This is a genomic window from Frigoribacterium sp. 9N (assembly GCF_902506305.1).
In the GTDB taxonomy this organism is placed as follows: Bacteria; Actinomycetota; Actinomycetes; order Actinomycetales; family Microbacteriaceae; genus Frigoribacterium.
Genome location: NZ_LR733390.1, coordinates 65,321 through 86,254 on the forward strand (window position 1 = coordinate 65,321; position 20,934 = coordinate 86,254).

Annotated in this window: 20 protein-coding genes; 11 read left to right on the plus strand and 9 right to left on the minus strand. The window is 71.1% G+C overall.

Annotation, left to right across the window (positions count from 1 at the left end; translation table 11 throughout):
* The coding region (locus tag ARTHRO9V_RS00295) for a PHP domain-containing protein (RefSeq protein ID WP_159824812.1) at positions 1 to 305 on the minus strand (305 nt) is incomplete at its 3' end.
* A gap of 132 nt (positions 306 to 437) precedes the next feature.
* Here ARTHRO9V_RS00295 and ARTHRO9V_RS00300 point away from each other — a divergent pair.
* Together ARTHRO9V_RS00300 and ARTHRO9V_RS00305 are read left to right on the plus strand one after the other, a co-directional pair.
* A complete protein-coding gene (locus ARTHRO9V_RS00300; protein ID WP_159824814.1) occupies positions 438 to 1,751 on the plus strand; it encodes an aromatic acid exporter family protein in 1,314 nt (437 codons plus the stop codon).
* Between the two features lie 200 nt (positions 1,752 to 1,951).
* A complete protein-coding gene (locus ARTHRO9V_RS00305; RefSeq protein ID WP_056045748.1) occupies positions 1,952 to 3,316 on the plus strand; it encodes a glucose-6-phosphate dehydrogenase in 1,365 nt (454 codons plus the stop codon).
* A 102-nt stretch (positions 3,317 to 3,418) separates the two neighbouring features.
* On the opposite strand, the gene ARTHRO9V_RS00310 is transcribed toward ARTHRO9V_RS00305, so the two are convergent.
* The 7 genes from ARTHRO9V_RS00310 to ARTHRO9V_RS00340 form a co-directional block, all read right to left on the minus strand.
* On the minus strand, positions 3,419 to 5,200 hold the full coding sequence (locus ARTHRO9V_RS00310) for a glycoside hydrolase family 15 protein (RefSeq protein ID WP_159824816.1): 1,782 nt from the start codon (positions 5,198 to 5,200) through the stop codon (positions 3,419 to 3,421).
* A 34-nt stretch (positions 5,201 to 5,234) separates the two neighbouring features.
* Positions 5,235 to 5,918, minus strand: coding sequence for a nicotinamide riboside transporter PnuC (gene pnuC, locus ARTHRO9V_RS00315; protein WP_159824818.1), 684 nt, complete (start codon positions 5,916 to 5,918; stop codon positions 5,235 to 5,237).
* Positions 5,919 to 6,068: 150 nt separating this feature from the next.
* Positions 6,069 to 6,395, minus strand: coding sequence for a DUF6504 family protein (locus ARTHRO9V_RS00320; RefSeq protein ID WP_055972315.1), 327 nt, complete (start codon positions 6,393 to 6,395; stop codon positions 6,069 to 6,071).
* 111 nt (positions 6,396 to 6,506) lie between these two features.
* Positions 6,507 to 7,790 carry a type II toxin-antitoxin system HipA family toxin gene (locus ARTHRO9V_RS00325; RefSeq protein WP_159824820.1) on the minus strand — a complete coding sequence of 428 codons (1,284 nt, stop codon included), beginning with the start codon at positions 7,788 to 7,790 and terminating at the stop codon, positions 6,507 to 6,509.
* Positions 7,787 to 8,149 carry a helix-turn-helix domain-containing protein gene (locus tag ARTHRO9V_RS00330; protein ID WP_056045735.1) on the minus strand — a complete coding sequence of 121 codons (363 nt, stop codon included), beginning with the start codon at positions 8,147 to 8,149 and terminating at the stop codon, positions 7,787 to 7,789. Before ARTHRO9V_RS00330 ends, ARTHRO9V_RS00325 begins: the two co-directional genes overlap by 4 nt.
* 95 nt (positions 8,150 to 8,244) lie before the next feature.
* Positions 8,245 to 9,285 (minus strand): App1 family protein, encoded by a 1,041-nt coding sequence (locus ARTHRO9V_RS00335; protein WP_056045734.1) that lies wholly within the window; start codon positions 9,283 to 9,285, stop codon positions 8,245 to 8,247.
* Between the two features lie 58 nt (positions 9,286 to 9,343).
* Positions 9,344 to 10,102 (minus strand): SOS response-associated peptidase, encoded by a 759-nt coding sequence (locus ARTHRO9V_RS00340; RefSeq protein ID WP_082460251.1) that lies wholly within the window; start codon positions 10,100 to 10,102, stop codon positions 9,344 to 9,346.
* Positions 10,103 to 10,187: 85 nt separating this feature from the next.
* Between ARTHRO9V_RS00340 and ARTHRO9V_RS00345 the strand changes: the two genes are divergently transcribed.
* The 5 genes from ARTHRO9V_RS00345 (at position 10,188) to ARTHRO9V_RS00365 (ending at position 14,152) form a co-directional block, all read left to right on the plus strand.
* Positions 10,188 to 10,835 carry a TetR/AcrR family transcriptional regulator gene (locus tag ARTHRO9V_RS00345; RefSeq protein WP_056045731.1) on the plus strand — a complete coding sequence of 216 codons (648 nt, stop codon included), beginning with the start codon at positions 10,188 to 10,190 and terminating at the stop codon, positions 10,833 to 10,835.
* Between the two features lie 128 nt (positions 10,836 to 10,963).
* Positions 10,964 to 11,800: an ABC transporter ATP-binding protein gene (locus tag ARTHRO9V_RS00350; protein ID WP_159824824.1), complete on the plus strand. Its 837-nt coding sequence runs from the start codon at positions 10,964 to 10,966 to the stop codon at positions 11,798 to 11,800.
* A complete protein-coding gene (locus ARTHRO9V_RS00355) occupies positions 11,797 to 12,483 on the plus strand; it encodes an ABC transporter permease (RefSeq protein ID WP_123570197.1) in 687 nt (228 codons plus the stop codon). Before ARTHRO9V_RS00350 ends, ARTHRO9V_RS00355 begins: the two co-directional genes overlap by 4 nt.
* The gene (locus ARTHRO9V_RS00360) at positions 12,480 to 13,220 is read left to right on the plus strand and encodes an ABC transporter permease (RefSeq protein WP_056045720.1); all 741 of its coding nucleotides are present in this window, start codon (positions 12,480 to 12,482) and stop codon (positions 13,218 to 13,220) included. The genes ARTHRO9V_RS00355 and ARTHRO9V_RS00360 overlap by 4 nt, the downstream gene beginning before the upstream one ends.
* Positions 13,217 to 14,152: an ABC transporter substrate-binding protein gene (locus ARTHRO9V_RS00365; protein ID WP_233568333.1), complete on the plus strand. Its 936-nt coding sequence runs from the start codon at positions 13,217 to 13,219 to the stop codon at positions 14,150 to 14,152. Before ARTHRO9V_RS00360 ends, ARTHRO9V_RS00365 begins: the two co-directional genes overlap by 4 nt.
* Positions 14,153 to 14,242: 90 nt before the next feature.
* Here the strand turns inward: ARTHRO9V_RS00365 and ARTHRO9V_RS00370 are convergent, their stop codons facing one another.
* On the minus strand, positions 14,243 to 14,911 hold the full coding sequence (locus ARTHRO9V_RS00370) for a DedA family protein (protein WP_123570196.1): 669 nt from the start codon (positions 14,909 to 14,911) through the stop codon (positions 14,243 to 14,245).
* 143 nt (positions 14,912 to 15,054) lie between these two features.
* Here ARTHRO9V_RS00370 and ARTHRO9V_RS00375 point away from each other — a divergent pair, with 143 nt between their 5' ends.
* Genes ARTHRO9V_RS00375 through cydC form a run of 4 tightly spaced genes read left to right on the plus strand, consistent with a single transcriptional unit; the run spans position 15,055 to position 20,923 of the window.
* Positions 15,055 to 16,467: a cytochrome ubiquinol oxidase subunit I gene (locus ARTHRO9V_RS00375; protein ID WP_123570195.1), complete on the plus strand. Its 1,413-nt coding sequence runs from the start codon at positions 15,055 to 15,057 to the stop codon at positions 16,465 to 16,467.
* 43 nt (positions 16,468 to 16,510) lie between these two features.
* Positions 16,511 to 17,512, plus strand: coding sequence for a cytochrome d ubiquinol oxidase subunit II (cydB, locus tag ARTHRO9V_RS00380; RefSeq protein WP_056045711.1), 1,002 nt, complete (start codon positions 16,511 to 16,513; stop codon positions 17,510 to 17,512).
* Positions 17,513 to 17,522: 10 nt separating this feature from the next.
* Positions 17,523 to 19,166 (plus strand): thiol reductant ABC exporter subunit CydD, encoded by a 1,644-nt coding sequence (cydD, locus tag ARTHRO9V_RS00385; RefSeq protein ID WP_123570194.1) that lies wholly within the window; start codon positions 17,523 to 17,525, stop codon positions 19,164 to 19,166.
* Positions 19,163 to 20,923 (plus strand): thiol reductant ABC exporter subunit CydC, encoded by a 1,761-nt coding sequence (gene cydC / locus ARTHRO9V_RS00390; RefSeq protein WP_159824826.1) that lies wholly within the window; start codon positions 19,163 to 19,165, stop codon positions 20,921 to 20,923. The genes cydD and cydC overlap by 4 nt, the downstream gene beginning before the upstream one ends.
* Positions 20,924 to 20,934 lie beyond the last annotated feature (11 nt).

The window sequence follows — 20,934 nt, forward strand, 5'->3', positions numbered from 1 at the left end:
CCCCGCGCCCCGTGCGCCAGCACCACGATGCGGTCGACCCCGCCGACGGCCCCGCCGCCGTCGGCACCACCGTCCACGAACCCCTCGCGGTCGTCCCGGCAGCCCAGCTCGACCCCGACGATCGGGTCGACGCCCGCCGTCCGGCAGGCCCCGACGTGCCGGATCGCCCCGTACAGCCCGTCCCGGTCGGTGATCGCCGCCGCGTCGGCACCCGCCGCGACGGCGGCGTCGACGAGCGCCTTCGGGTGCGCCGTGCCGTGGTGGGCACTGAACGCCGACGCGACGCGCAGGTGGGTGAAGCTCATGGTCGGTACCTCGGGCTGCTGAACCCCCGGCCGGGTCGTTCGAACAGGTGTTCGACCAGTGTACGTCGCTCCGATCGGCCGTCGCACCCCGTGGCCCGTCCCTCGGGTCCCACGGCCTGTCATCATCGGGGCATGTCCGATCGACGCCCCACCCCGACCGATCGAGGCCCCGCCTCGCCCGATCGACGGTCCGCCCTGCGTCGCGACGCCCGCACCGCGACCCACTGGACCCGCGTCCTGCTGGCCCAACCGCGCCTCCTGCTCGCCGTGAAGACGGCGCTCGCCGCCGCCCTCGCCTACTGGATCGCGCCGCAGGTGCCCGGCGTCGCCGCCGACTACCCGTACTACGCGCCGCTCGGCGCCGTGATCGCGATGTACCCGACCATCAAGAGCTCGCTGCGACAGGGGTTCCAGGTGCTGGTCGGCGTGGTCGTCGGCATCGCCCTCGCCACGGCGGTCTTCTCGCTGCAGGACGGTCGGCCCGGCGTGTTGGCGGTGGCGCTCGTCGTCGGGGTCGGCGTGCTCGTGGCCGGCATCCGCTGGCTCGGCGCCGGTCGCGACTGGGTGCTCACGGCCGGGCTGTTCGTGCTGCTGCTCGGCGGCGCGAACGCCGAGGCCTACTCGCTGGGCTACATCGTGCAGATCGGGGTCGGCGTCGTCGTCGGCGTCATCGTCAACCTGGTGCTCGTGCCGCCGCTCTACGCCTCGCGTGCCGAGGAGCGCCTCCTCCGGGTGAAGGACTCGCTGGCCGACCGGGCCGACGAGGTCGCAGGCGTGTTCGAGACCCCCTGGCCCCTCGAGGACGACGAATGGGAGCGTCGCGTGGGCGTCCTGCCGAGCACCCTCCGCCGCGTCCGCGAGACCGTCGCGTACGCGGACGAGTCCCGTCGCATGAACCCGCGGTGGTTGCTCCGCCGCCGCGACCTCGGCCAGGAGTACGCGGATCTCGCCACGTACGAGCGCGTCTCGTTCCACCTGCAGGACGTCGCCGAGGTCTCGGGCATCCTCGGTCGCCGGATCGGCCGGCAGATCGGCATGCCCGACGACCTCGCGCCCGACGTCGCCCACGCCGTGCACGGCGTCGCCACCGTCATCCGACGCCACGGGGCCGACGACGTCGACGCCTTCACCGACGCCCGGCGACGCGTCGCCGACCTCTGGGACGCCGTCGACCGCCACCGGGACCGCCCGACCACGGACACGAGCGGCGGCGTCTCGATCGCCGTCTCGCTCGGACGCATCATCGCCGCGCTCGACCCCGACGACACCACCGCGCCCCGCCCCGAGGACGACGCCGCCGAGGAGGGGCGCACGGCCGGCGACGACGACACCGGCGGCCGGGTGGGCGGCACCGACAGCACGGGGCCGGTCGACGACGACAGCGCACCCCGCGACACCGCCCCGCACGACACCGTGCAGGACGGCGAGGCCGACGCCGGTCGCTGACCCCGATACGGCGCTCGCCCTCCGGGAGCAGTACGGTTGACCGGGCACCGGCGCCGAGACGCGACCCGTGCCCTCCGCGGCCGGGGCGGTCGACGGGAATGTCCGTCCCCCCTGTGCGTTGACACCCGTGGCCCCGAGAACCCCCGCCGCCTGATCGACCAGCGACGACACGATCGTCGCCCTCCCACGAAAGCTGCACTGTGACAGACACCACCACCCTCATCATCCTCGGAGCCAGCGGAGACCTCACCGAGCGTCTGCTGCTCCCCGGCCTCGCGAGCCTGCTCAAGAGCGACCGCGGCGTCGACGTCCAGCTCATCGGCACCGGCCGCAGCGAGCGCAGCCCCGAAGAGTGGGACGACGTCGTGAAGACCGCCTTCAACGGCGACGCCGGCAGCGACCTCGCCAAGAAGACGCTGGCGTCGAGCCGGTACATCCAGGGCGACCCGACCACGGTCGAGCACCTGAAGGCCCTTTTCGAGGCCAGCGAGGGCACGCCGGTCATGTACTTCGCCCTGCCGCCCGCCATCAGCACCAAGGTCATCCAGGCGCTCGCCGAGATCGACCTGCCCGACGGCCTGCGCCTCGCCCTCGAGAAGCCGTTCGGCTCGGACGAAGAGAGCGCCCGCGAGCTCAACGCCGAACTCCTCAAGATCGTCCCCGAGGAGCGCATCCACCGCACCGACCACTTCCTCGGTCGCGCGACGGTCCTCAACATGATCGGCCTGCGCTTCGCCAACCGCCTCTTCGAGCCGGTCTGGAACAGCGAGAACATCGAGAAGGTCGAGATCTTCTACGACGAGGTCCTCGGCCTCGAGGGTCGCGCCCAGTACTACGACAAGGCCGGCGCACTGATCGACATGATCCAGAGCCACCTGCTGCAGGTGCTCGCCGTCATCGCTATGGACGCCCCGTCGAGCATCGACTCGGTCGAGCTGCGCAGCGAGATCGCCCGCGTCCTGCGCGCGACCTGGGTCAAGGACGCCGACCCGGTCGCCTCGAGCCGTCGCGCCCAGTACGCGGCCGGCACGATCGACGGCAAGGACGTCCCCGCCTACGCCGACGAGGACGGCGTCGACAACGAGCGCCAGACCGAGACCCTCGCCGAGGTCGAGTTCGAGGTCAAGACCCGTCGCTGGGCGGGCGTGCCGTTCATCCTGCGGTCGGGCAAGGGCATGACCAAGATCCGCAAAGAGGTGCTCATCACCTTCAAGCCGGTCCCCGCGCTTCCCGAGGGCCTCAACGGCTCGTCGACGCCCGACACGCTCCGCATCGAGATCAGCCCCGAGACGATGGAGCTCGGCGTCACCACGAACGGCTCGGGCAACCCCTTCGACCTCGAGAAGTCGACGATGTCGGTCACCCTGGGCAAGCCCGAGCTCACGCCCTACGGCGAGGTGCTCAGCGGCATCTTCCACGACGACCCGACGCTCTCGATCCGCGGCGACGTGGCCGAGCGCTGCTGGGCGATCGTCGCTCCCGTGATCGAGGCCTGGAAGGCCGACCAGGTGCCGCTCGACACCTACGCCGCCGGGTCGACCGGTCCGTCGGACTGGCCCGCCTGATCCTGGTCGCGCACTCCTGACCAGCAGACCTCGACGGCCGCCCCGCTCTCCCGAGCAGGGCGGCCGTCGTCGCGTCCGGCAGCCGAGGAGGCGCGGGTCGGGTCACCCGCGGTCGTGCGCCTTCCCGATCGCGTCGGCCGCGCGCACCAGCGCCAGGTGCGACAACGCCTGCGGGGTGTTGCCCACGTGGCGCCCCGTCGCGACCTCGATCTCCTCCGAGAGCATCCCGACGTCGTTGCAGTAGCCGACCAGCCGGTCCATCAGGGCGACGGCGTCGTCGACGCGCCCCGAGGCGGCGTACTGCTCGGCCAGCCAGAACGAGCAGGTCAAGAACGGGTTCTCCGTACCGTCCAGGCCGTCGATGCCGCTCTCGGTGCGGTAACGCATGAGCAGGCCGTCCTGCAGCAGATCGTGCTCGATGGCGGCGACGGTGCCGAGCATCCGGGGGTCGTCGGCGGCGACGAAGCCGACCTGCGGCAGCTGCAGCAGGGACGCGTCGACCTCGGTCGTGCCGTAGTGCTGGGTGAAGGAGGCGCGGTCGGCGTTCCAGCCGCGGGTCTCGATCTCGGTGCGCACCTCGTCACGCAGCCGGCGCCACCGGTCGACGGGGCCGTCGAGGCCGAACTGCTCGATGCCCTTGATGGCCCGGTCCAGAGCGGCCCAGATCATCACCCTCGAGTGGGTGAAGTGCTGCAACTCGCCGCGGATCTCCCAGATGCCGTTGTCGGGCCGGGTCCAGTTGTCCTCGACGTACTGCATGAGGGCACGCTGCAGGGGCCACGAGTACTCGCTCTCCTCGACGCCGAGCAGGCGGGCTTCGTGCAGGGCCACCATCACCTCTCCGAAGATGTCGCCCTGGTACTGCTGGTACGCGGCGTTCCCGATGCGCACCGGTGAGGCCCCGTCGTAGCCGGGCAGATGCCCGAGTTCGCTCTCGTGCAGGTACCGCTCGCCGGCCAGGCCGTACATGATCTGCACGTCGGCGGGGTCCCCGGCGATGGCACGCAGCAGCCAGCCGCGCCACCGGTCGGCCTCCTCGGCGTATCCGTGCAGGATGAGAGCCTGCAGCGTCATCGACGCGTCACGCAGCCAGACGTAGCGGTAGTCCCAGTTGCGCGAGCCGCCGAACCGTTCGGGCAGGCTCGTGGTCGCCGCGGCGACGATGCCTCCGGTGTCCTCGTTGGTGAGGGCTCGGAGGATCAGGAGCGATCGGTGCACCTCGGGGGCGTAGGCCTCGGGGGCCGAGCAGCGTGAGGCCCACTCCTGCCACCAGGCGACGGTCTCGTCGATGCCGGCCGGCACGTCGAGGGGCGCCGGCGGTTCGCGGTGGGACGGGTACCAGGTGAGGCTGAGGTCGATCGTCTCGCCGGGGGAGACGTCGAACGTCGCCTCGTGCGTGTGGTCGGTGGCGGTCAGCCGGGGGCCGCGGACCACGACGGCGTCGGGCCCGGCCGTGGCGACCAGGGCCGTCTCGTCGCCCTCGGGGATCTGCCGCACCCAGGGGAGGGCCGTCCCGTAGCCGAACCGGATCGCGAGGTCCACGTGCATCGAGACGGTGCCCGAGACCCCGGTCACCCGGCGGACGACGTCGGCCCGCCGGTCGCCGTAGGGCATGAGGTCGGTGACCTCGACCACGCCGGTGGGCGTCGTCCAGCGGGTGACGAGCACGAAGGTGTCGTCGACGTATCGCCGGGTCGAGGTGGCGGCGGCGTCGGAGGGGGCCACGAGCCAGCGTCCGGCGTCGTGGTCGCCGAGCAGGGCACCGAAGGTCGACGCGGAGTCGAAGCGGGGGAGGCAGAGCCAGTCGATGCTGCCGTCGGAGCCGACGAGGCCTCCGGTGTGCAGGTCGCCGATCAGTGCGTAGTTCTCGATGGGCAGGGGCATGCGCTCATCAAACCAGCGCGCCCCGGAGCCGGGATCAGCGTTGCAGCGTCGGATCGGGCCAGAGCGTCTCGACCTTGGGCTTCTGCCGCCGGGTGCGAGCCCAGACGACGAACCCCGCGAGCGTGAAGGCGCCGTAGAAGACGTACATGAACGCCGACGCGTAGTAGCCGGCGCTGAACAACAGGGGAGTGCCGACGAGGTCGACCGCGACCCAGATCAACCAGAACTCGACCCACCCCTTGGCCATGCCGTAGGTGGCGAGGAGCGACCCGGTGAAGATCCAGGCGTCGGCCCACACGGGTTCGTACGACCCCAGCAGGCGGAACAGGGGGGTCAACGCGGCGGTGCCGCCGACGAGGACGACGACGATCAGCACCCGGTTCTTCCACCCCGCCCAGCGGGGCTCGACGGCCGCACCGCCGGCGTCGTCGGCGTGCTTCCAGCGGTACCAGCCGTAGATCGACACCACGATGAACATCACCTGGCGTGCGGCCTGCCCGAGCAGGTTCACCGGGTTGGGGGTGTCGAACACCGCGCCGAGGAAGACGGTGAACAGCAGCGCGTTGCCCACGATGCCGATCGGCCAGGCCCAGACCTTGCGCCTCATGCCGCCGAGGGCGCTGAGCAGGCCGAAGACGTTGCCCACCACCTCGCGCCAGAGGATCGTCTGGTCGCCGATGTGCACCTGCGCGTCGAACAACCACAGCAACGGATTCATCGGGAGGCTCTCTTCGGTCGGGGAGGCGGGTGGTGCGGGACCACGGCGTCCCCGGGGCGCAGGGCGCCTGGTGCGTCAACGAGTGTGGCACGGGGGGAATTCCCGACGTCGCACGGCTCACCGCCATCGTCGTCCGACGGATGCCCCGGGTCAGGCGAACAGCTGCTGCTCGACCCGGTCGTCGAACACCCCGAGCAGCAACCACGAGTCGCCTCGGCCGTCGAGCGCCAGGTCGAAGGTGCCGTCGACCCGGTGGGCGCCGTCCGTGAGCGGCACGGCGTCGACCCGCCAGACCGTCATCTCGAGCAGGTGCGCGCTCGCCCCGCGTGGTGCCCGGGTCGCCGATCGCCACCAGTCGGTCCGAGTGACCCAGAGCTCGGGCGAACTGACGACGCCGTACACGACCCCCCGCCACTCGAAGCGCAGGGGCGCCCCGTCGGCGGTCGTCTCGACCGGGACCTTCTCGTCCACCCTCATCTGCCGACCTCTCGTTCGAATGTGTGTTCGAACGGAGTCTACGAACCCCCACCGACATCGGCCACCCCCCCGGTGCGGGGCCGAGGCCCGGGTGCCGAGGCGCCGGCGTCCTCACCAGCCGGGCAGCGCCTCCTCGACGTGGACGACCGCCTCGCGGGGCAGGCCGGCCTCGTCGGCGAACGACCGCCACCGCCCCACCGCGTCGCGCACCTCGTCGACGATGCCCGATGCGTCCCGCACCAGGAAACGATCCGCCAGGCGCATCACGTCGGCCCGCGAGACGTCACGGAAGACGCCGTCCACCCCCATGAGGTGCTGGTACGTCCACCGCCCGGTCGGGTTGTGCGCGAACGTCACGTCGTACGCGGGCGACAGCCCCCACGACGCCTCGGGCCCCGCCAACAGGAACGACGAGTTCTTCGTGTGGTCGTCGTTGTTGGCCGCCAGCACGTTGAAGACCATCCGGCGGAACGCCTGCGCCATCGCCTCGTCGCCCGACCCCATCCGACGGACGGCGTCGAACAGCTGCCCGTAGTCGTGGGCCTGTCGCTGCCGGAAGTCGAGATGGGCCGCCCCGCACAGCGTCAGGACGTGGGCCTTGCCCTCGGCCCGGCGGTCGAACCGACGCGTCATGAAGTGCGACCGTCCGTTCTCGTCGAGCAACCGGCACTCGGCCATGTCGATCCCCGCCGCCCCCGCCATCAGCGAATACGCGTACTCGACCCGTCCGGCGAGACCTCCCGACCCGAGCTCGGAGTCCGGGCCCACCCCGTCCAGCTTGATCAACCAGTGCTCGAACCCGTCCGGCGCCGCCACCTGGCCCGACCGGATCTCGCCCGTGCCACGGTTCCACGCGACCACCGCCTTCGCCCGCGCCCCACCCGCCGACGTCCCCACCTGGATCAACGACCTGATCGCCGACTCCGCCTCGCGGTCGTCGCCGAAGCTGGCGTCCAGCACGCTGCGTGCCCCCTCGACGAGCGCACTCAGTTCGACCGCGCTCGTCGTCCGCTGACGCGGTCCCCGCGCCGGCCGGAACTCCAACGCCCCCATGGCCCGGTCCGCCATGTACGCCAACCGGTCGAGCGGGCTCACCTGCTGCCGTGACACCCCCTGGCGCACCAACCAGGCGTCGATCACCGCATTGCCGAAGTCGTCCGGCATCGCGTCCGCCAGCACGGCGGGCAGGCGATGGAACGTCGCCTCGGGCAACTGCGGGAAGACGTGCCGCCGCGTACGCACCGGCATCGTCAGTGGCGCCAACTCGATGCGGCGCGCCACCCAGTCCGGGTAGTACTCGAAGACGTACGCCCCGATCCCCGGGTCGAGCGCCACGGCCCCCACCCGGAGACCCCACGCCGTCACCTCGACCGCACGGACCGGGACCCAGCTCACGAGTCGCCGCCCGGCGATCGTCCGCCCCGCGGGCGATACACCCGACGTCGTGGCTCGTCGCCCGCCGACCGCAGCACGTCGAGCGGGCTGACGGCGCTCGCCGGGGCGATGCCCCCGAGGACGTCGTCGGCACCGAGGGCCCGCAGGACGCGGACGAGCGTGCGCAACGTGCTGCCGCGGCCGGCCTCGAGGGACTGCACCGTGCTGGGGGACAGGTCGGCCCGTCGGGCGAGTTCGAGTTGGTCGAGTCCCCGGTCGAGCCGCAGGCGACGGACCTGCTCGCCGACCTGGCGTTCACGCTCGTCCGTCGACACGAGCGGGGGCACCGGCACTCGTGCGGCCTGGTCGTCGTCGAACACGATGCTCCAATCTCGGGATGATCCACGATAGCAGCCATGTCGACCTACAAAACAGGACTATCCCACTATCACAGGATCACCACGAGCTACCAGGGTCAGTCGATCACGCCGTTGTCGAGGAGTTGTTCCCACAGGCCGGCGCCGTCGGGTGCCGACACCCAGACGACGTCGCTGCCCTCGGCGTGTTCCGACCGCGACCGTCCACCGGCCAGCACGGCCTCGCTCGGCGACAGCTGACGGATCGCCACGGCGGCCACGTTCTCGGGGTGGTCGTGCAGGAACGTGCCGTACAGCTCTTCGTCGTGCTGCCCGTCGTCGCCGACGAGCAGCCACTTGAGCTCGGGGAACTCGTCGGCGAGGCGGCGCAGGGACTCCTGTTTGTGCAGGCGACCGCTGCGGAAGATCCGGTCGTGGGTGGGGCCCCAGTCGGTCAACAGGAGTGCGCCGCTCGGGTACAGGTTGCGGGACAGGAAGCGGGACAGCGTCGGCGCCACGTTCCAGGCGCCCGTCGAGAGGTAGATGACGGGGCACCCGGGGTTCGCCGCGTTCAGGCGCTCGTAGAGCACGGCCATGCCGGGCACCGGGCGCCGGGCGTGCTCGTTGAGCACGAAGGTGTTCCAGGCCGCGAGCAGCGGCCGGGGCAACGAGGTGACCATCACGGTGTCGTCGATGTCCGAGACGATGCCGAACCGCGCCTCCGGATCGATGACGAAGATCGGTGCCTCGACCGGCACGGACCCCTCGGTGCTCAGGGTCGCGACGTGCCAGCCGGGTTCGAGGTCGACGGCGATGCGGGCGTCGAGCACGCCACCGCGGTCGGCCTGGACGCGTTGGACGCGACCGCCGAGCGAGACCTCGACCAGGGCCTTCTCGACAGGCACGCTGGTGAAGCTGCGCCACCCCCGGACGTTGAGGCGGTCCACGCCCGACAGCGTGCCCGTCCGGGTGAGCAGGACGCGGGACAGCACCCGCGCCCATCCGGGAGCGCCGTAGCCGGTGTACGGCACGACGGTGGGCAGGAGGCCGCGGCGTCGGGCCCGCTTCTCGCGGAAGCGGTGGACCGAGTTCTCGATGCGGGCCGCTCGGTGGAGGAAGGGCTCGACGGCGGCGGGCGGTGCCTTGCGGGTGTCGGGCATCCGGTCAGTCTCGCACGATGGGTCGTCGGACGGACGGACGGACCGCCGGCGGACCGGATCAGCCGACGGGGGCCAGCAGACCGGGGTGGTCGACCGACGACGAGCCGACCTCGGGGCCGACCTCGTGGTGCAGCAGGCGCGCGGCGATCTCGTCGCTGAGGCCGGCGATGCCCTGCACCAGGTCGTCGTCGCCCTCGGTCTCGGGGTCGAGCCAGTCGTCCATGACGTCGGTGCCGACGAGCACCGGCATGCGGTCGTGCACCTCGGACACCGGACCCGAGGAGGCGCGGGTCAACACGGTCGTCGACAACAGCCACCGAGACGGGGCGCCCACCTCGGCCGACGGGTCTCGCCACCACTCGTAGAGCGCGCCGAACAGCACCACCTCGTCGTCGGGCAGCCGCACGAGGACGGGGCGCTTCGAGCCGTCGGGCAGGGTCTGCCACTCGTACCACCCCGTGGCCGGGACCAGGCCGCGGCGCGAGACCACGGCGTCGCGGAACGACGGCTTCTCGGCGACCGACTCGGACCGTGCGTTGAACAGCGGGGGACCGGAGTCGGGCCCTGCCGAGCCACCGGGCACGAGACCCCACCGCGCCGCGGCGAGCCGTCGGACCGGCGGGCCGCCGGCGTCCTCGCCCCGAGGAGCCGCGTCGACGAGCAGACTCACCGGCCGGGTCGGAGCGATATTCCAGGAAGGCTCTGGGAGAGTGTCTCCTGATACATCGACGTCGAACAGGGCCACCAGGTCGCTCGAGGCGCGTGCCATCACGAATCGTCCGCACATGCGATCCATTCTGGTGGCAGCCGCCGACATCCGGTGACCGCCACCTCGGTCCCCCTTCCGACGTCATCGCACCGTGCCCGACCCCGTCGAGGCATCGCCACGAAACGGAGAAACGTTGCTCGTCACCGACGTCAATGACGCACTGCCCGGGGGTTCACCGCTGCTGAGGAACGAGCCGGTCCAGGCTCGCAGTTCCGCGCGGCTCACCGGGCTGCTCGACGCGGCCGCGGCCATCATCGACGAGATCGGCTACGAGCGTCTGACGACGGCCATGGTCGCCGAGCGGGCGGGCGCCTCGATCGGCACGGTCTACCGCTACTTCCCCGACCGCATCGCCGTCGTCGACGCGCTCGCCCTGCGTTCCGTCCAGCGTCTGACCGTCCGGGTCGACGAGGCCGTGTCCGACGACGCCGTCACCGACTGGCGTCGTGCCGTCGACCTGTTCGTCGACGCCAAGGCCGAGATGTACCGCAGCGAGCCCGGTTTCCGGGCCATCCGCTTCGGCGACGCACCCGACGTGCGCACGCCCGAGACGCGCCAGTACACGAGCCCCCTGGCCGAGCAGCTGCTCGCCGTGCTCGTCGACCACTGCTCGGTGCCGCGCACCGACGAGCTCGAGCTGGGCCTCCAGGTGGCGGTCGAGATCGCCAACGCCCTGCTGGCGCGCGCCTTCATCGACGACGCCGAGGGCGACGGCCGCTTCGTCGACCAGTGCCGCACGGTCCTGACGGGCTACCTCGAGCCCCTCGTCGGCGCGCACTGACCTCGTCGGCCGCGTGACGGCCGGCGTCGGGGGCCCCGGCGGGGTCGGTGACGCTTCGTCGGGATCTGTGGTTGGGTGAACGCCCTGGCAAGTGTCGATTCGTGCTGCCCACGAGGAATGAGCCACCCATGATCGAGTTCCGTTCCGTGACGAAGCAGTACCCCGACGGCACCCTGGCGGTGGACGACTTCAGCCTGGTGATCCCGTCCCGGAAGACCACGGTCTTCGTCGGGTCGAGCGGCTGCGGCAAGACGACGATCCTGCGGATGATCAACCGCATGGTCGACCCGACCTCCGGTGTCATCGAGATCGACGGCAAGTCGATCGGCGACCTCGAGCCCGTCGGGCTCCGCCGCAGCATCGGCTACGTCATGCAGAACTCCGGCCTCCTTCCGCATCGCAAGGTCGTCGACAACATCGCGACCGTCCCCGTCCTCAAGGGCACGTCGAAGAAGGTCGCCCGCGACCGCGCCCTCGAGCTCATGGACACCGTCGGTCTCGACCGTGACCTGGCCCAGCGCTACCCGAGCCAGCTGTCCGGAGGGCAGCAACAGCGCGTCGGCGTGGCCCGTGGCCTCGCCGTCGACCCGAACATCCTGCTCATGGACGAGCCCTTCGGTGCCGTCGATCCGCTCGTCCGGTCCGACCTGCAGCAAGAGCTCATCCGGTTGCAGCGCGAACTCGACAAGACCGTCGTCTTCGTCACGCACGACATCGACGAGGCCTTCTACCTCGGCGACCAGGTCGTGATCCTCGAGAAGGGCGGCCAGATCGCCCAGCAGGGCAGCCCCTCCGAGATCCTCTCGGCACCCGCGACCGACTTCGTCGCCGAGTTCATCGGAGCCAACCGGGGCAAGCGTGCCCTCCACGTCGAGCAGACGCCGACCGGGCAGGTGGTGGTGGACGGCGACGGACGCACCGCCGGGGTGCTGACCGAGTCGGTCCGAGGTGGGCAGGCGTCGTGAACTGGATCTGGTCCAACAGCGACTACATCCTCGACAAGACGATCGTGCACCTCGGCCTGAGCGTGCCGCCGGTCATCCTGGCGTTCGTCATCTCGCTGCCCATCGGCTGGTTCGCGAACCGGTACCGGGTGTCGAGGGGGATACTCACGGTCGCCGGTCTGTTCTACGCGATTCCGTCCTTGCCCCTCCTCATCGCCCTGCCGGTGGTCTTCGGCACCTCGCTGCGGAGTCCCGTCAACATCGTCATCGGCCTCACCCTCTACGGCATCGCCCTCATGGTCCGATCGGTGGCCGACGCCCTCGCCGCCGTCGAGGCCGACGTCACGCAGTCGGCGACGGCCGTGGGCTACTCGTCCTGGCAACGGTTCTGGAGGGTCGAGTTCCCCCTGGCGGGTCCGGTCATGCTCGCCGGTCTGCGGGTCGTCGTGGTGAGCACGGTCAGCCTCGCCACGGTCGGAGGGGTGCTCGGCGTCAACGGTCTGGGACTCCTCTTCATCGACGGCTTCCAGCGCGACATCACCGCCGAGATCGTGGCGGGGATCGTGCTCACCATCGTCATGGCCCTCGTGCTGGACTTCCTGCTCGTGCTCCTCGGGCGGGTCCTCATGCCCTGGAGCCGCAAGGACGCCAAGATCAAGCCCGTCGCTCCCGTCCCGGCCCGCCAGAAGGTCGTGCTGCCGTGAACTTCTTCGTCGAGGCGTTCGCCTGGCTCGCGGACCCGATCCACTGGACGGGTGCCGACGGCATCCCCACGAGGCTGGGCCAGCACCTCTGGTACAGCGCCCTCTCGGTGGTGATCGCCTCGGTGATCGCCGTTCCCGTCGGGTACCTCATCGGACACACCGGCCGTGGTCGCTCGATCGCCGTCTCGATCTCGGGCGGCGCGCGTGCCCTGCCCTCCTTCGGCGTCATCACCCTGATCGCCCTGTCCGTCGGCATCGGCCTCACCGCGCCGATCATCTCGTTCGTCATCCTGGCGATCCCGTCGGTGCTCGCCGGTGCCTACTCGGGGTTCGAGGCCGTCGACCGCAAGACCGTCGACGCCGCACGGGCCGTCGGCATGACCGAGTGGCAGATCATGACCAAGGTCGAGATGCCCCTCGGCCTGCCCCTGTTGATCGGCGGCATCCGGTCCGCCGTCCTCCAGGTCGTCGCGACGGCGACCCTCGCCACCTTCGTCGGCGCGGGCGGTCTCGGCAGCTACATCATCACGGGCCTCCGGGCGAACGACTACCCGAAGATGCTGGCGGGCTCCATCCTCGTCATCGCCCTCGCGGTCGTCCTCGAGATCCTCTTCTCGATCGTCCAGCGCCTCGTCGTCCCCGCCGGGGTCACGGCCGGGCGCCCCACCGACATCCGCTCCAGGGCCGTCCGGCCCGGGGCGGTCACGGCAACACCCCTCACGAAAGGCACACAGTGATCACAGCGAACAAGAAAGGCCGGCTCACCGTTCTCGGCGCGGTCGCGATCGGGGCCATGGTGGCCCTGGCAGGGTGCGCGTCGAGCGACCCGCTGAGCTCCGGCGACTCGTCGGCGTCGAGCGACGGCGACACGCTCGTCATCGGCTCGCAGCAGTACTACTCGAACGAGATCATCGCCGAGCTGTACGCCCAGGCCCTCGAGGCCAAGGGCTATACGGTCGACCGTCAGTACCAGATCGGTCAGCGCGAGGTCTACCTGCCCGAGCTCGAGTCCGGCAAGATCGACGTCTTCCCCGAGTACACCGGCAACCTGTTGCAGTACTACGACAAAGACGAGACCGCCAAGTCGCCTGAAGAGGTCGAGACGGCCCTCGCCGCCGCGTTGCCCTCCGGTCTGACCGCGCTGAAGGCCGCTGCTGCGTCCGACCAGGACAGCTACAACGTGACGAAGGAGTTCTCCGAGGACAACGACATCACGAGCCTGGCCGACCTCAAGGACTACTCCGGCACGCTGACGTTGGGTGCTCCGCCCGAGAACGCCGAACGTCCCTACGGCCCTCCCGGGTTGAAGAGCATCTACGGTGTCGACGTCACCTCGACGCCGATCGACGACGGCGGTGGCCCGTTGACGGTCAAGGCCCTGACCGACGGCAGCGTCCAGCTGGCCGACATCTACACGGCCAGCCCGTTGATCGCCGAGAACGACCTCGTCACCCTGGAAGACCCCGAGAACATGATCCTGCCGCAGAACGTGGTGCCGATCGTGTCCGACAAGGTCGACTCCGACGCGCAGGACGTCATCGACAGCGTCGACGAGGTCCTGAGCGCCTCCGACCTGCAGAAGCTCAACTCGAAGAGCCAGACCGACAAGGAGTCCTCGGCCACCATCGCCAAGGACTACCTGACCGAGAAGGGCCTGCTCGACAGCTAGGCCCCCTCGTCGAGAGCCCCGTTCCGTCCGCGGAACGGGGCTCTCCGTCGTCCGGGCCCCGCCCGGAGGGCGACCCCGAGGAGGCGCGGGTCAGGACGTCCCGTCGCCCGCGTCCCCGTCGGGGCGTGTCATGTGGCGCTCCTCGCGGTGGTGCAGGACCTTCTTCACGACGACGACCAGCAGGACGAACGCGACGATGATGCCGACGAAGACGTACCCGGCCTGGTGCAGTCGGTCCGCCAGCTCGCGGTAGCCGCCCGCGGCCGCCGCGCCGACGGAGACGTAGGCGAGGGCCCAGAGGAGGCAGGCGGGGGCCGTCCAGGTGAGGAACGTCCGGTAGCGCATGGGGCTCGTGCCCACCGTCAACGGGATGAGCGAGTGCAGAACCGGCAGGAACCTCGAGACGAAGACGGCGATGCCGCCCCGTCGCGCGAGGTAGTTCTCGGCCCGGACCCAGTTCGCCTCGCCGAGGCGTCGTCCGAGCGCGCTCGCGCGGATCCTCGGTCCGAAGAACCGGCCGAGGGCGAACCCGATGCTCTCGCCCACCAGGGCGCCGAGGACGAGGGCGACCACGAGCGCACCGAACTCGAAGGGTGACCCCACCGCCGTGGCCGACACGATCGCCACCGTGTCGCCCGGCACGATCAGGCCGAGCAGCACCGACGTCTCGAGCACCATGGCGATGCCGGCCAGCACCGTCCTCAGCACGGGATCGACGGACTGCACCAGGTCGAGCAGGGTCGTCAGCACGTCGTTCACCCGCCCGAGCCTATTCACAGCGAGTGCACGGCGCCCGGGTGCCCTAAACGACAGGTGTCGTTCATCTCCGGATCTAGGCTCGACACGTCCCGACGGAGCGACGCACGACCACCACCACCATCCGAGGGAGAAGGCACATCCCGATGAACGAGCTGCTCGACCCGCTGCTGTTGTCCCGCTGGCAGTTCGGGCTCACCACGATCTACCACTTCCTGTTCGTGCCCCTCACGATCGGCATGGCCTTCACGGTGGCGGTCTTCCAGACGGCCTGGGTGCGCACCGGCCGCGTCCACTACCTGCAGCTGACCCAGTTCTTCGGCAAGATCTTCCTGATCAACTTCGCCATGGGCGTCGTGACCGGCATCGTCCAGGAGTTCCAGTTCGGCATGAACTGGTCCGACTACTCGCGGTTCGTCGGCGACGTGTTCGGCGCCCCGCTCGCGCTCGAGGGCCTGCTCGCGTTCTTCCTCGAGGCGACCTTCATCGGCATCTGGATCTTCGGCTGGGACAAGGTGCCGCCGAAGCTCCACCTGCTGAGCATCTGGGGTGCGACGGTCGGCAGCATCCTCTCGGCGTACTTCATCATCGCCGCGAACGCCTTCATGCAGAACCCGGTCGGCTACGACATCAACGAGGAGAAGGGGCGGGCCGAGCTCACGAGCATCTGGGAGGTGCTGACCAACAAGGTCGCCCTCGCCGCGTTCCCGCACACGATCTTCGCCTGCTTCATGGTCTCGGCCGCGGTCATCGTCGCCGTCGCCGCCTGGCACCTCTCGCGCAACCAGCACCTCGAGACGATGCGACCGGCCCTGCGGTTCGGTCTCTGGACGATGGTGGCCGCCGGCGCGCTCACCTTCATCACGGGCGACCAGCTGGGTCTCGCCATGGTCGAGACCCAGCCGATGAAGATGGCGGCCGCGGAGGCCCTGTACAAGACCAGCACCGGCGCCGACGCCTCGTTCTCGATCTTCACCCTGGGCACGCCCGACGGGGTGCACGAGCTCTTCAGCATCCGGGTGCCGTACCTGCTGTCGTTCCTGTCGACGCACACCTTCGACGGCACGGTCGAGGGCATCAACGACCTCCAGGCGCAGTACGTGCAGCTCTACGGTCCGGGGGACTACACCCCGATCATCTGGGTCACCTACTGGTCCTTCCGCTGGATGATGGGCCTCGGCATGGTCAGCGTGCTCGTCTCGCTCGTCGGCCTCTGGATCACCCGCAAAGGACGCCTGCCGCAGAACAGGTGGGTCTGGCGGGCCGCGGTCTTCAGCTACCCGATGCCCCTCCTCGCCATGATCGTCGGCTGGGTCTTCACCGAGATGGGTCGACAGCCCTGGCTCGTCTTCGGGCTGCTGAAGACCGAGGACGGCGTCTCGCCGGGCGTCACCGGCCTGACGGTGCTCATCTCGCTCGTCGCCTTCACGCTGATCTACGGCACGCTCGCGGTCGTCGAGTTCAAGCTCATCGTCAGGGCCGCCCAGAAGGGTCCGGCCGACGCCCCCGAGCCCGACCCCGTGTCGGGCGAGATCCGCCACGAGGCGACGGTCTACTGATGCCCACCACCCCCACCGAACCGATGCGAGAAAGGCTCTGACCATGGACCTCCCCACCCTCTGGTTCGTGATCCTCGGGTTCTTCTTCGTCGGCTACTTCGTGCTCGACGGCTTCGACTTCGGGGTCGGCATGTCCCTGCCCTTCCTCGGTCGCGACGACACCGACCGGCGCGTGCTGATCAACACCATCGGTCCGGTCTGGGACCTCAACGAGACCTGGGTCATCGTCGCCGGTGCGTTCCTGTTCGCGGCCTTCCCCGAGTGGTACGCCACGCTGTTCAGCGGCTTCTACCTCCTGATGCTGCTCATCCTGCTGGCCCTGATCGCGCGGGGCGTCTCGTTCGAGTACCGCCACCAGCGTCCCGAGTCCTCGTGGAAGCGCCGCTTCGACCTCATGATCGTCGTCGGCTCGGCCGTGCCGGCGTTCGTCTGGGGGCTGGTGTTCGCTAACGTCGTGCAGGGCGTGCCGCTCGACGAGGGGCACAACTACACCGGGACGTTGGTCGACCTGTTGAACCCCTACGCCCTGCTGGGCGGTCTCACGACCCTGCTGCTCTTCTTCACGCACGGCGTCGTGTTCGTCACGCTCAAGACCGAGGGGGCGATCCGTGACCGGGCCCGGCGCCTGGCCACCCGCGCGGGGCTCGTGACGATCGTCGTCGCGGCGTCCTTCCTGGTCCTGACCTCGCTGATGCACGGGACCCTCGCCTCGGTGGTCCTCTCGGCCGGGGCCGCCGTCAGCCTGATCGCCTCGTTCGTCGCGAACCTGCGCGGTCGCGAGGGCCGGTCCTTCGGCCTCATGGCCCTCACGATCGCCCTGGCGGTGTCGAGCCTGTTCGCCGCGCTCTTCCCCTGGGTGATGCCGGCGAGCAACGATCCGGCGAACGGTCTCACGATCGCCAACGCGTCGAGCTCGACCTACACCCTGACGATCATGAGCTGGGTGGCCCTCGTCTTCGTCCCGCTCATCCTCGGCTACCAGGGCTTCACCTACTGGATCTTCCGCAAGCGGATCACCCGGGCGACCATCCCGGCCGCGCACTGAGGCGACGTCCGTGAAGCCGCTCGACCCGCGCCTCCTGCGCTACGCCTCCGCCGCCCGGGTGTTCCTGGGGCTCGGTGCCGTGCTCGGCCTCGCGCAGACCCTCGCGATCGTCGCCGTGGCCTGGTTCACCACGACGGCCGTGGTCCAGGTCGTCGACGGGCGCGTCTCCGGTCTCTCGACCACCCTGCTGGGGCTCGGAGTCTCGGTGGCGGCACGATCGCTCGTCGCCTGGGCCCTCGAGGTGACGGCCGCGCGGGCCGCGGCGCAGGTCAAGAGCCAGCTGCGGGCCCGGGTCGTCCGCGCGGTCGCCGACCGGGGGCGCGCCTGGGTCGACCGCCACTCCTCGGCGCGCGTCGCGACGCTCGTCGGCCCCGGGCTCGACGCCCTCGACGAGTACTTCGCGCGCTACCTGCCGCAGCTGGTGCTGACGGCCCTGGCGACGCCGCTGCTGATCGTCGTCATGGCGCTCCACGACTGGTTGTCGGCCCTGATCGTCGTGCTGACCCTGCCGTTGATCCCCGTCTTCATGGTCCTGATCGGGTGGACCACGCGGGCCGCCCAGACCCGGCAGTGGGACCGCCTGACGCGCCTCGCCTCGTCGTTCGCCGACGCCGTGGGCGGGGCGTCGACGCTCAAGGCCTTCGGTCGCGAGCGGCGCCAGGTCGAGCGGATCGGTCGCATCACCGACGACTACCGGGTCGAGACGGTCACGGTGCTGCGCGTGTCGTTCCTCAGCGGCTTCGTGCTCGAGCTCGCGGCGTCGCTGTCCGTCGCACTCGTCGCCGTGTCCATCGGCATCCGGCTCGTCGAGGGGTCGCTGGGGCTGACCGCCGGGCTGTTCGTGCTGTTGCTCACCCCCGAGGCCTACCTGCCCCTGCGCCAGGTCGGAGCCAACTACCACGCCGCGGCCGACGGGGTCGCGGCGGCGGACGACGTCTTCGAGCTGCTGGACGACGAGGACGGCGACGTCACGCCCCGGTCGTCCCGGGCGACGACCGACGCCGATCCGGCCGCGGCCCTCACCGAGGCCGACGCGCTCGTCGTCGACCGGGTGTCGGTCGGCCGAGGAGGGGCGGTGCGGCTGGCCGAGACCTCCTTCGTCGCCGAGACGGGTCGCGTCACCGCGGTCGTCGGACCGAGCGGTGCCGGGAAGTCCACCCTGCTCGACGCCGTGCTGGGGCTCGAGCCGTGCGAGGGACGCGCCGTCTGGCGCTCGTCGGGCCGCGCGCCCGCCCGCCACGAGATCGCCTGGTCGGGCCAGTCCGCCCAGTTGTCGTCCGGCACCGTCGCCGAGAACGTCGGCCTCGGCGACGAGGACGGGCCCGACACCGAGGCCGTCGTCCGCGCCCTCGACCTGGCCGGCGCGGCCGGCCTCGACCCGGCGCTCGTGCTCGGGGCCGGCGGCGAGGGACTGTCCGGCGGCCAGGCGCAGCGGGTGTCGGTGGCCCGGGCGCTGTACCGGCTCGACCGGGTCGGGGCGCGCCTCCTGCTGGTCGACGAGCCCTCGTCCGCCCTCGACCGGGTCACCGAGGCCCGGGTCGTCGAGGGCCTCCGTCGCATCGCGGCCACGGGCGTCGCCGTGGTCGTCGTCACGCACCGCCGCGCCGTGAGCGACGCGGCCGACGTCGTCGTCCCGATCGGAGGCCCCTCGTGACCCGCTCGTTGCTCCGCACGGCTCAGCCCGCCGGACGCCGCGCCGCCCCCGGCCTGGTCTTCGGGTCGCTGAGCGCCCTCTCGGCGGTGGCCTTGCTCGCGGCGTCGGCGTACCTCATCACGCGGGCCGCCGAGCAGCCGCCGATCCTCTACCTCTCGCTCGCCGTCGTGGGCGTCCGCGCGTTCGCCCTGACCCGCGCGGTCTTCCGCTACCTCGAACGGCTGTCGAGCCACGACGCGGCCTTCCGTCAGCTGGCCGTGGTCCGCACCGAGCTCTACCGCCGACTGATCCGCGTGGCCCCGGCGGGTCTCGGCCGCACCGATCGCGGCGACCTGCTGGCGCGCGTCGTCGGTGACGTCGACGCCCTGCAGGACCTTCCCCTCCGGGTCGTGCAGCCGCTCGTGGTGTCGGGCCTGACCTCGGTCGTCGCGGTGGTCGGCGTCGCCCTCGTGTCGCCGATGGCGGCGGTCGTCCTGGCAGGCGCACTCGTCATCGCGTTCGTCGTCGGCTGCGTCGCCGCGGACCGGCTCGCCCGCCGCAGTGAACGCACCCTCGCCGACCGGCGGGGGGCGCTCTCGGCTGCCGTCGTCGACCTCGTGCAGAACCTCGACGTGCTCGTCGCGTTCGAGGCGGTGGACCGTCAGCTCGCCCGGGTCGCTCGACTCGACGACGACCTGCGCCGCGCCTCCTCGCGTCGGGCCCTGACCGGGGGCGTGGTCGCCGCCGTGCTCTCGGCGCTGTCGGGTGCCGCCGTGTTCGCGACGATCCCCGTCGTGGCGCCCGACGTCGCCTCGGGCGGGCTGACCGGTCCCGCCTTCGCGCTGGTCGCCCTCGTGCCCCTCGCCGTCTTCGAGGTCGTCGGTGCCGTCCCGACGGCCGTGCTGGCCTGGCGTCGCGTGCGGGCGAGCGGTGACCGCGTCGACTCGGCGGTGCCGGTCGACGTGCCGGCCGGCGTCGTCGACGACGACCACGTGTCCGGCGAGGCGGACGTCACCGCCTCCGACCCTCTCCGAGCCCACGGGCCCGCCGTGCCGGCCTCCGTGCCCGCGCTTCGCCTGCGGGGAGTCTCGGCGACCTGGCCGGGGGCGGCGGGCCCCGCGCTCCGCGGCGTCGACCTCGACGTGGCCGTCGGCGACCGCCTCGTGGTCGAGGGGCCGAGCGGCGCCGGCAAGACCACGCTGGCGTGGGTGCTGGCCCGCTTCGTCGAGCACACGGGTCGCTACGAGGTCGGGGGAGTCGACACGGCGATCCTCGCCCCGGCCGCCGTCCGGGCCACGGTCGGCCTGATCGAGCAGACGCCCTACCTCTTCGACGAGTCCCTGCGGCAGAACCTGCTCTTCGCCCGCGACACGGCCACCGACGACGACCTGCTCGCGGTCCTGGACCGCGTCGGGCTGGGCCGCTGGGCCGCCGAGCGCGGCGGGCTCGACGCACCGGTGGGCGAGCGCGGCGTCCTCGTCTCGGGTGGTCAGGCCCAGCGCATCTCGCTCGCGCGTGCCCTCCTGCGGGGGTTCCCGGTGCTCGTGCTCGACGAGCCGACGGCCGGACTCGACGCCGAGACCTCCCGTCGGCTCGTGCACGACGTCCTGACCGCCGCCCGCGACGACGGCTCGACGGTCGTCGTGATCTCGCACGTCGAGGTGCCGGCCGAGCTGGTGACGCGGCGCGTGCGCCTCGAGGCGGGCCGCCTCGGCGAGGTCGAGGTGGGCTCCGAGGTCGGGTCCGAGGTCACGCCCGACGACGGGGCCGGCGCCTGACGCGTCGAGGC

Excerpts from the sequence above, each read along its gene's own strand:
- ARTHRO9V_RS00375 (WP_123570195.1), top strand. The coding sequence starts at position 15,055 with ATGAACGAGCTGCTCGACCCGCTGCTGTTGTCCCGCTGGCAGTTCGGG.
- ARTHRO9V_RS00320 (WP_055972315.1), bottom strand. The coding sequence starts at position 6,395 with ATGAGGGTGGACGAGAAGGTCCCGGTCGAGACGACCGCCGACGGGGCG.
- pnuC (WP_159824818.1), bottom strand. The coding sequence starts at position 5,918 with ATGAATCCGTTGCTGTGGTTGTTCGACGCGCAGGTGCACATCGGCGAC.
- ARTHRO9V_RS00300 (WP_159824814.1), top strand. The coding sequence starts at position 438 with ATGTCCGATCGACGCCCCACCCCGACCGATCGAGGCCCCGCCTCGCCC.
- cydB (WP_056045711.1), top strand. The coding sequence starts at position 16,511 with ATGGACCTCCCCACCCTCTGGTTCGTGATCCTCGGGTTCTTCTTCGTC.
- ARTHRO9V_RS00340 (WP_082460251.1), bottom strand. The coding sequence starts at position 10,102 with ATGTCGGCGGCTGCCACCAGAATGGATCGCATGTGCGGACGATTCGTG.
- ARTHRO9V_RS00310 (WP_159824816.1), bottom strand. The coding sequence starts at position 5,200 with ATGCCCCTGCCCATCGAGAACTACGCACTGATCGGCGACCTGCACACC.
- ARTHRO9V_RS00350 (WP_159824824.1), top strand. The coding sequence starts at position 10,964 with ATGATCGAGTTCCGTTCCGTGACGAAGCAGTACCCCGACGGCACCCTG.
- ARTHRO9V_RS00335 (WP_056045734.1), bottom strand. The coding sequence starts at position 9,285 with ATGCCCGACACCCGCAAGGCACCGCCCGCCGCCGTCGAGCCCTTCCTC.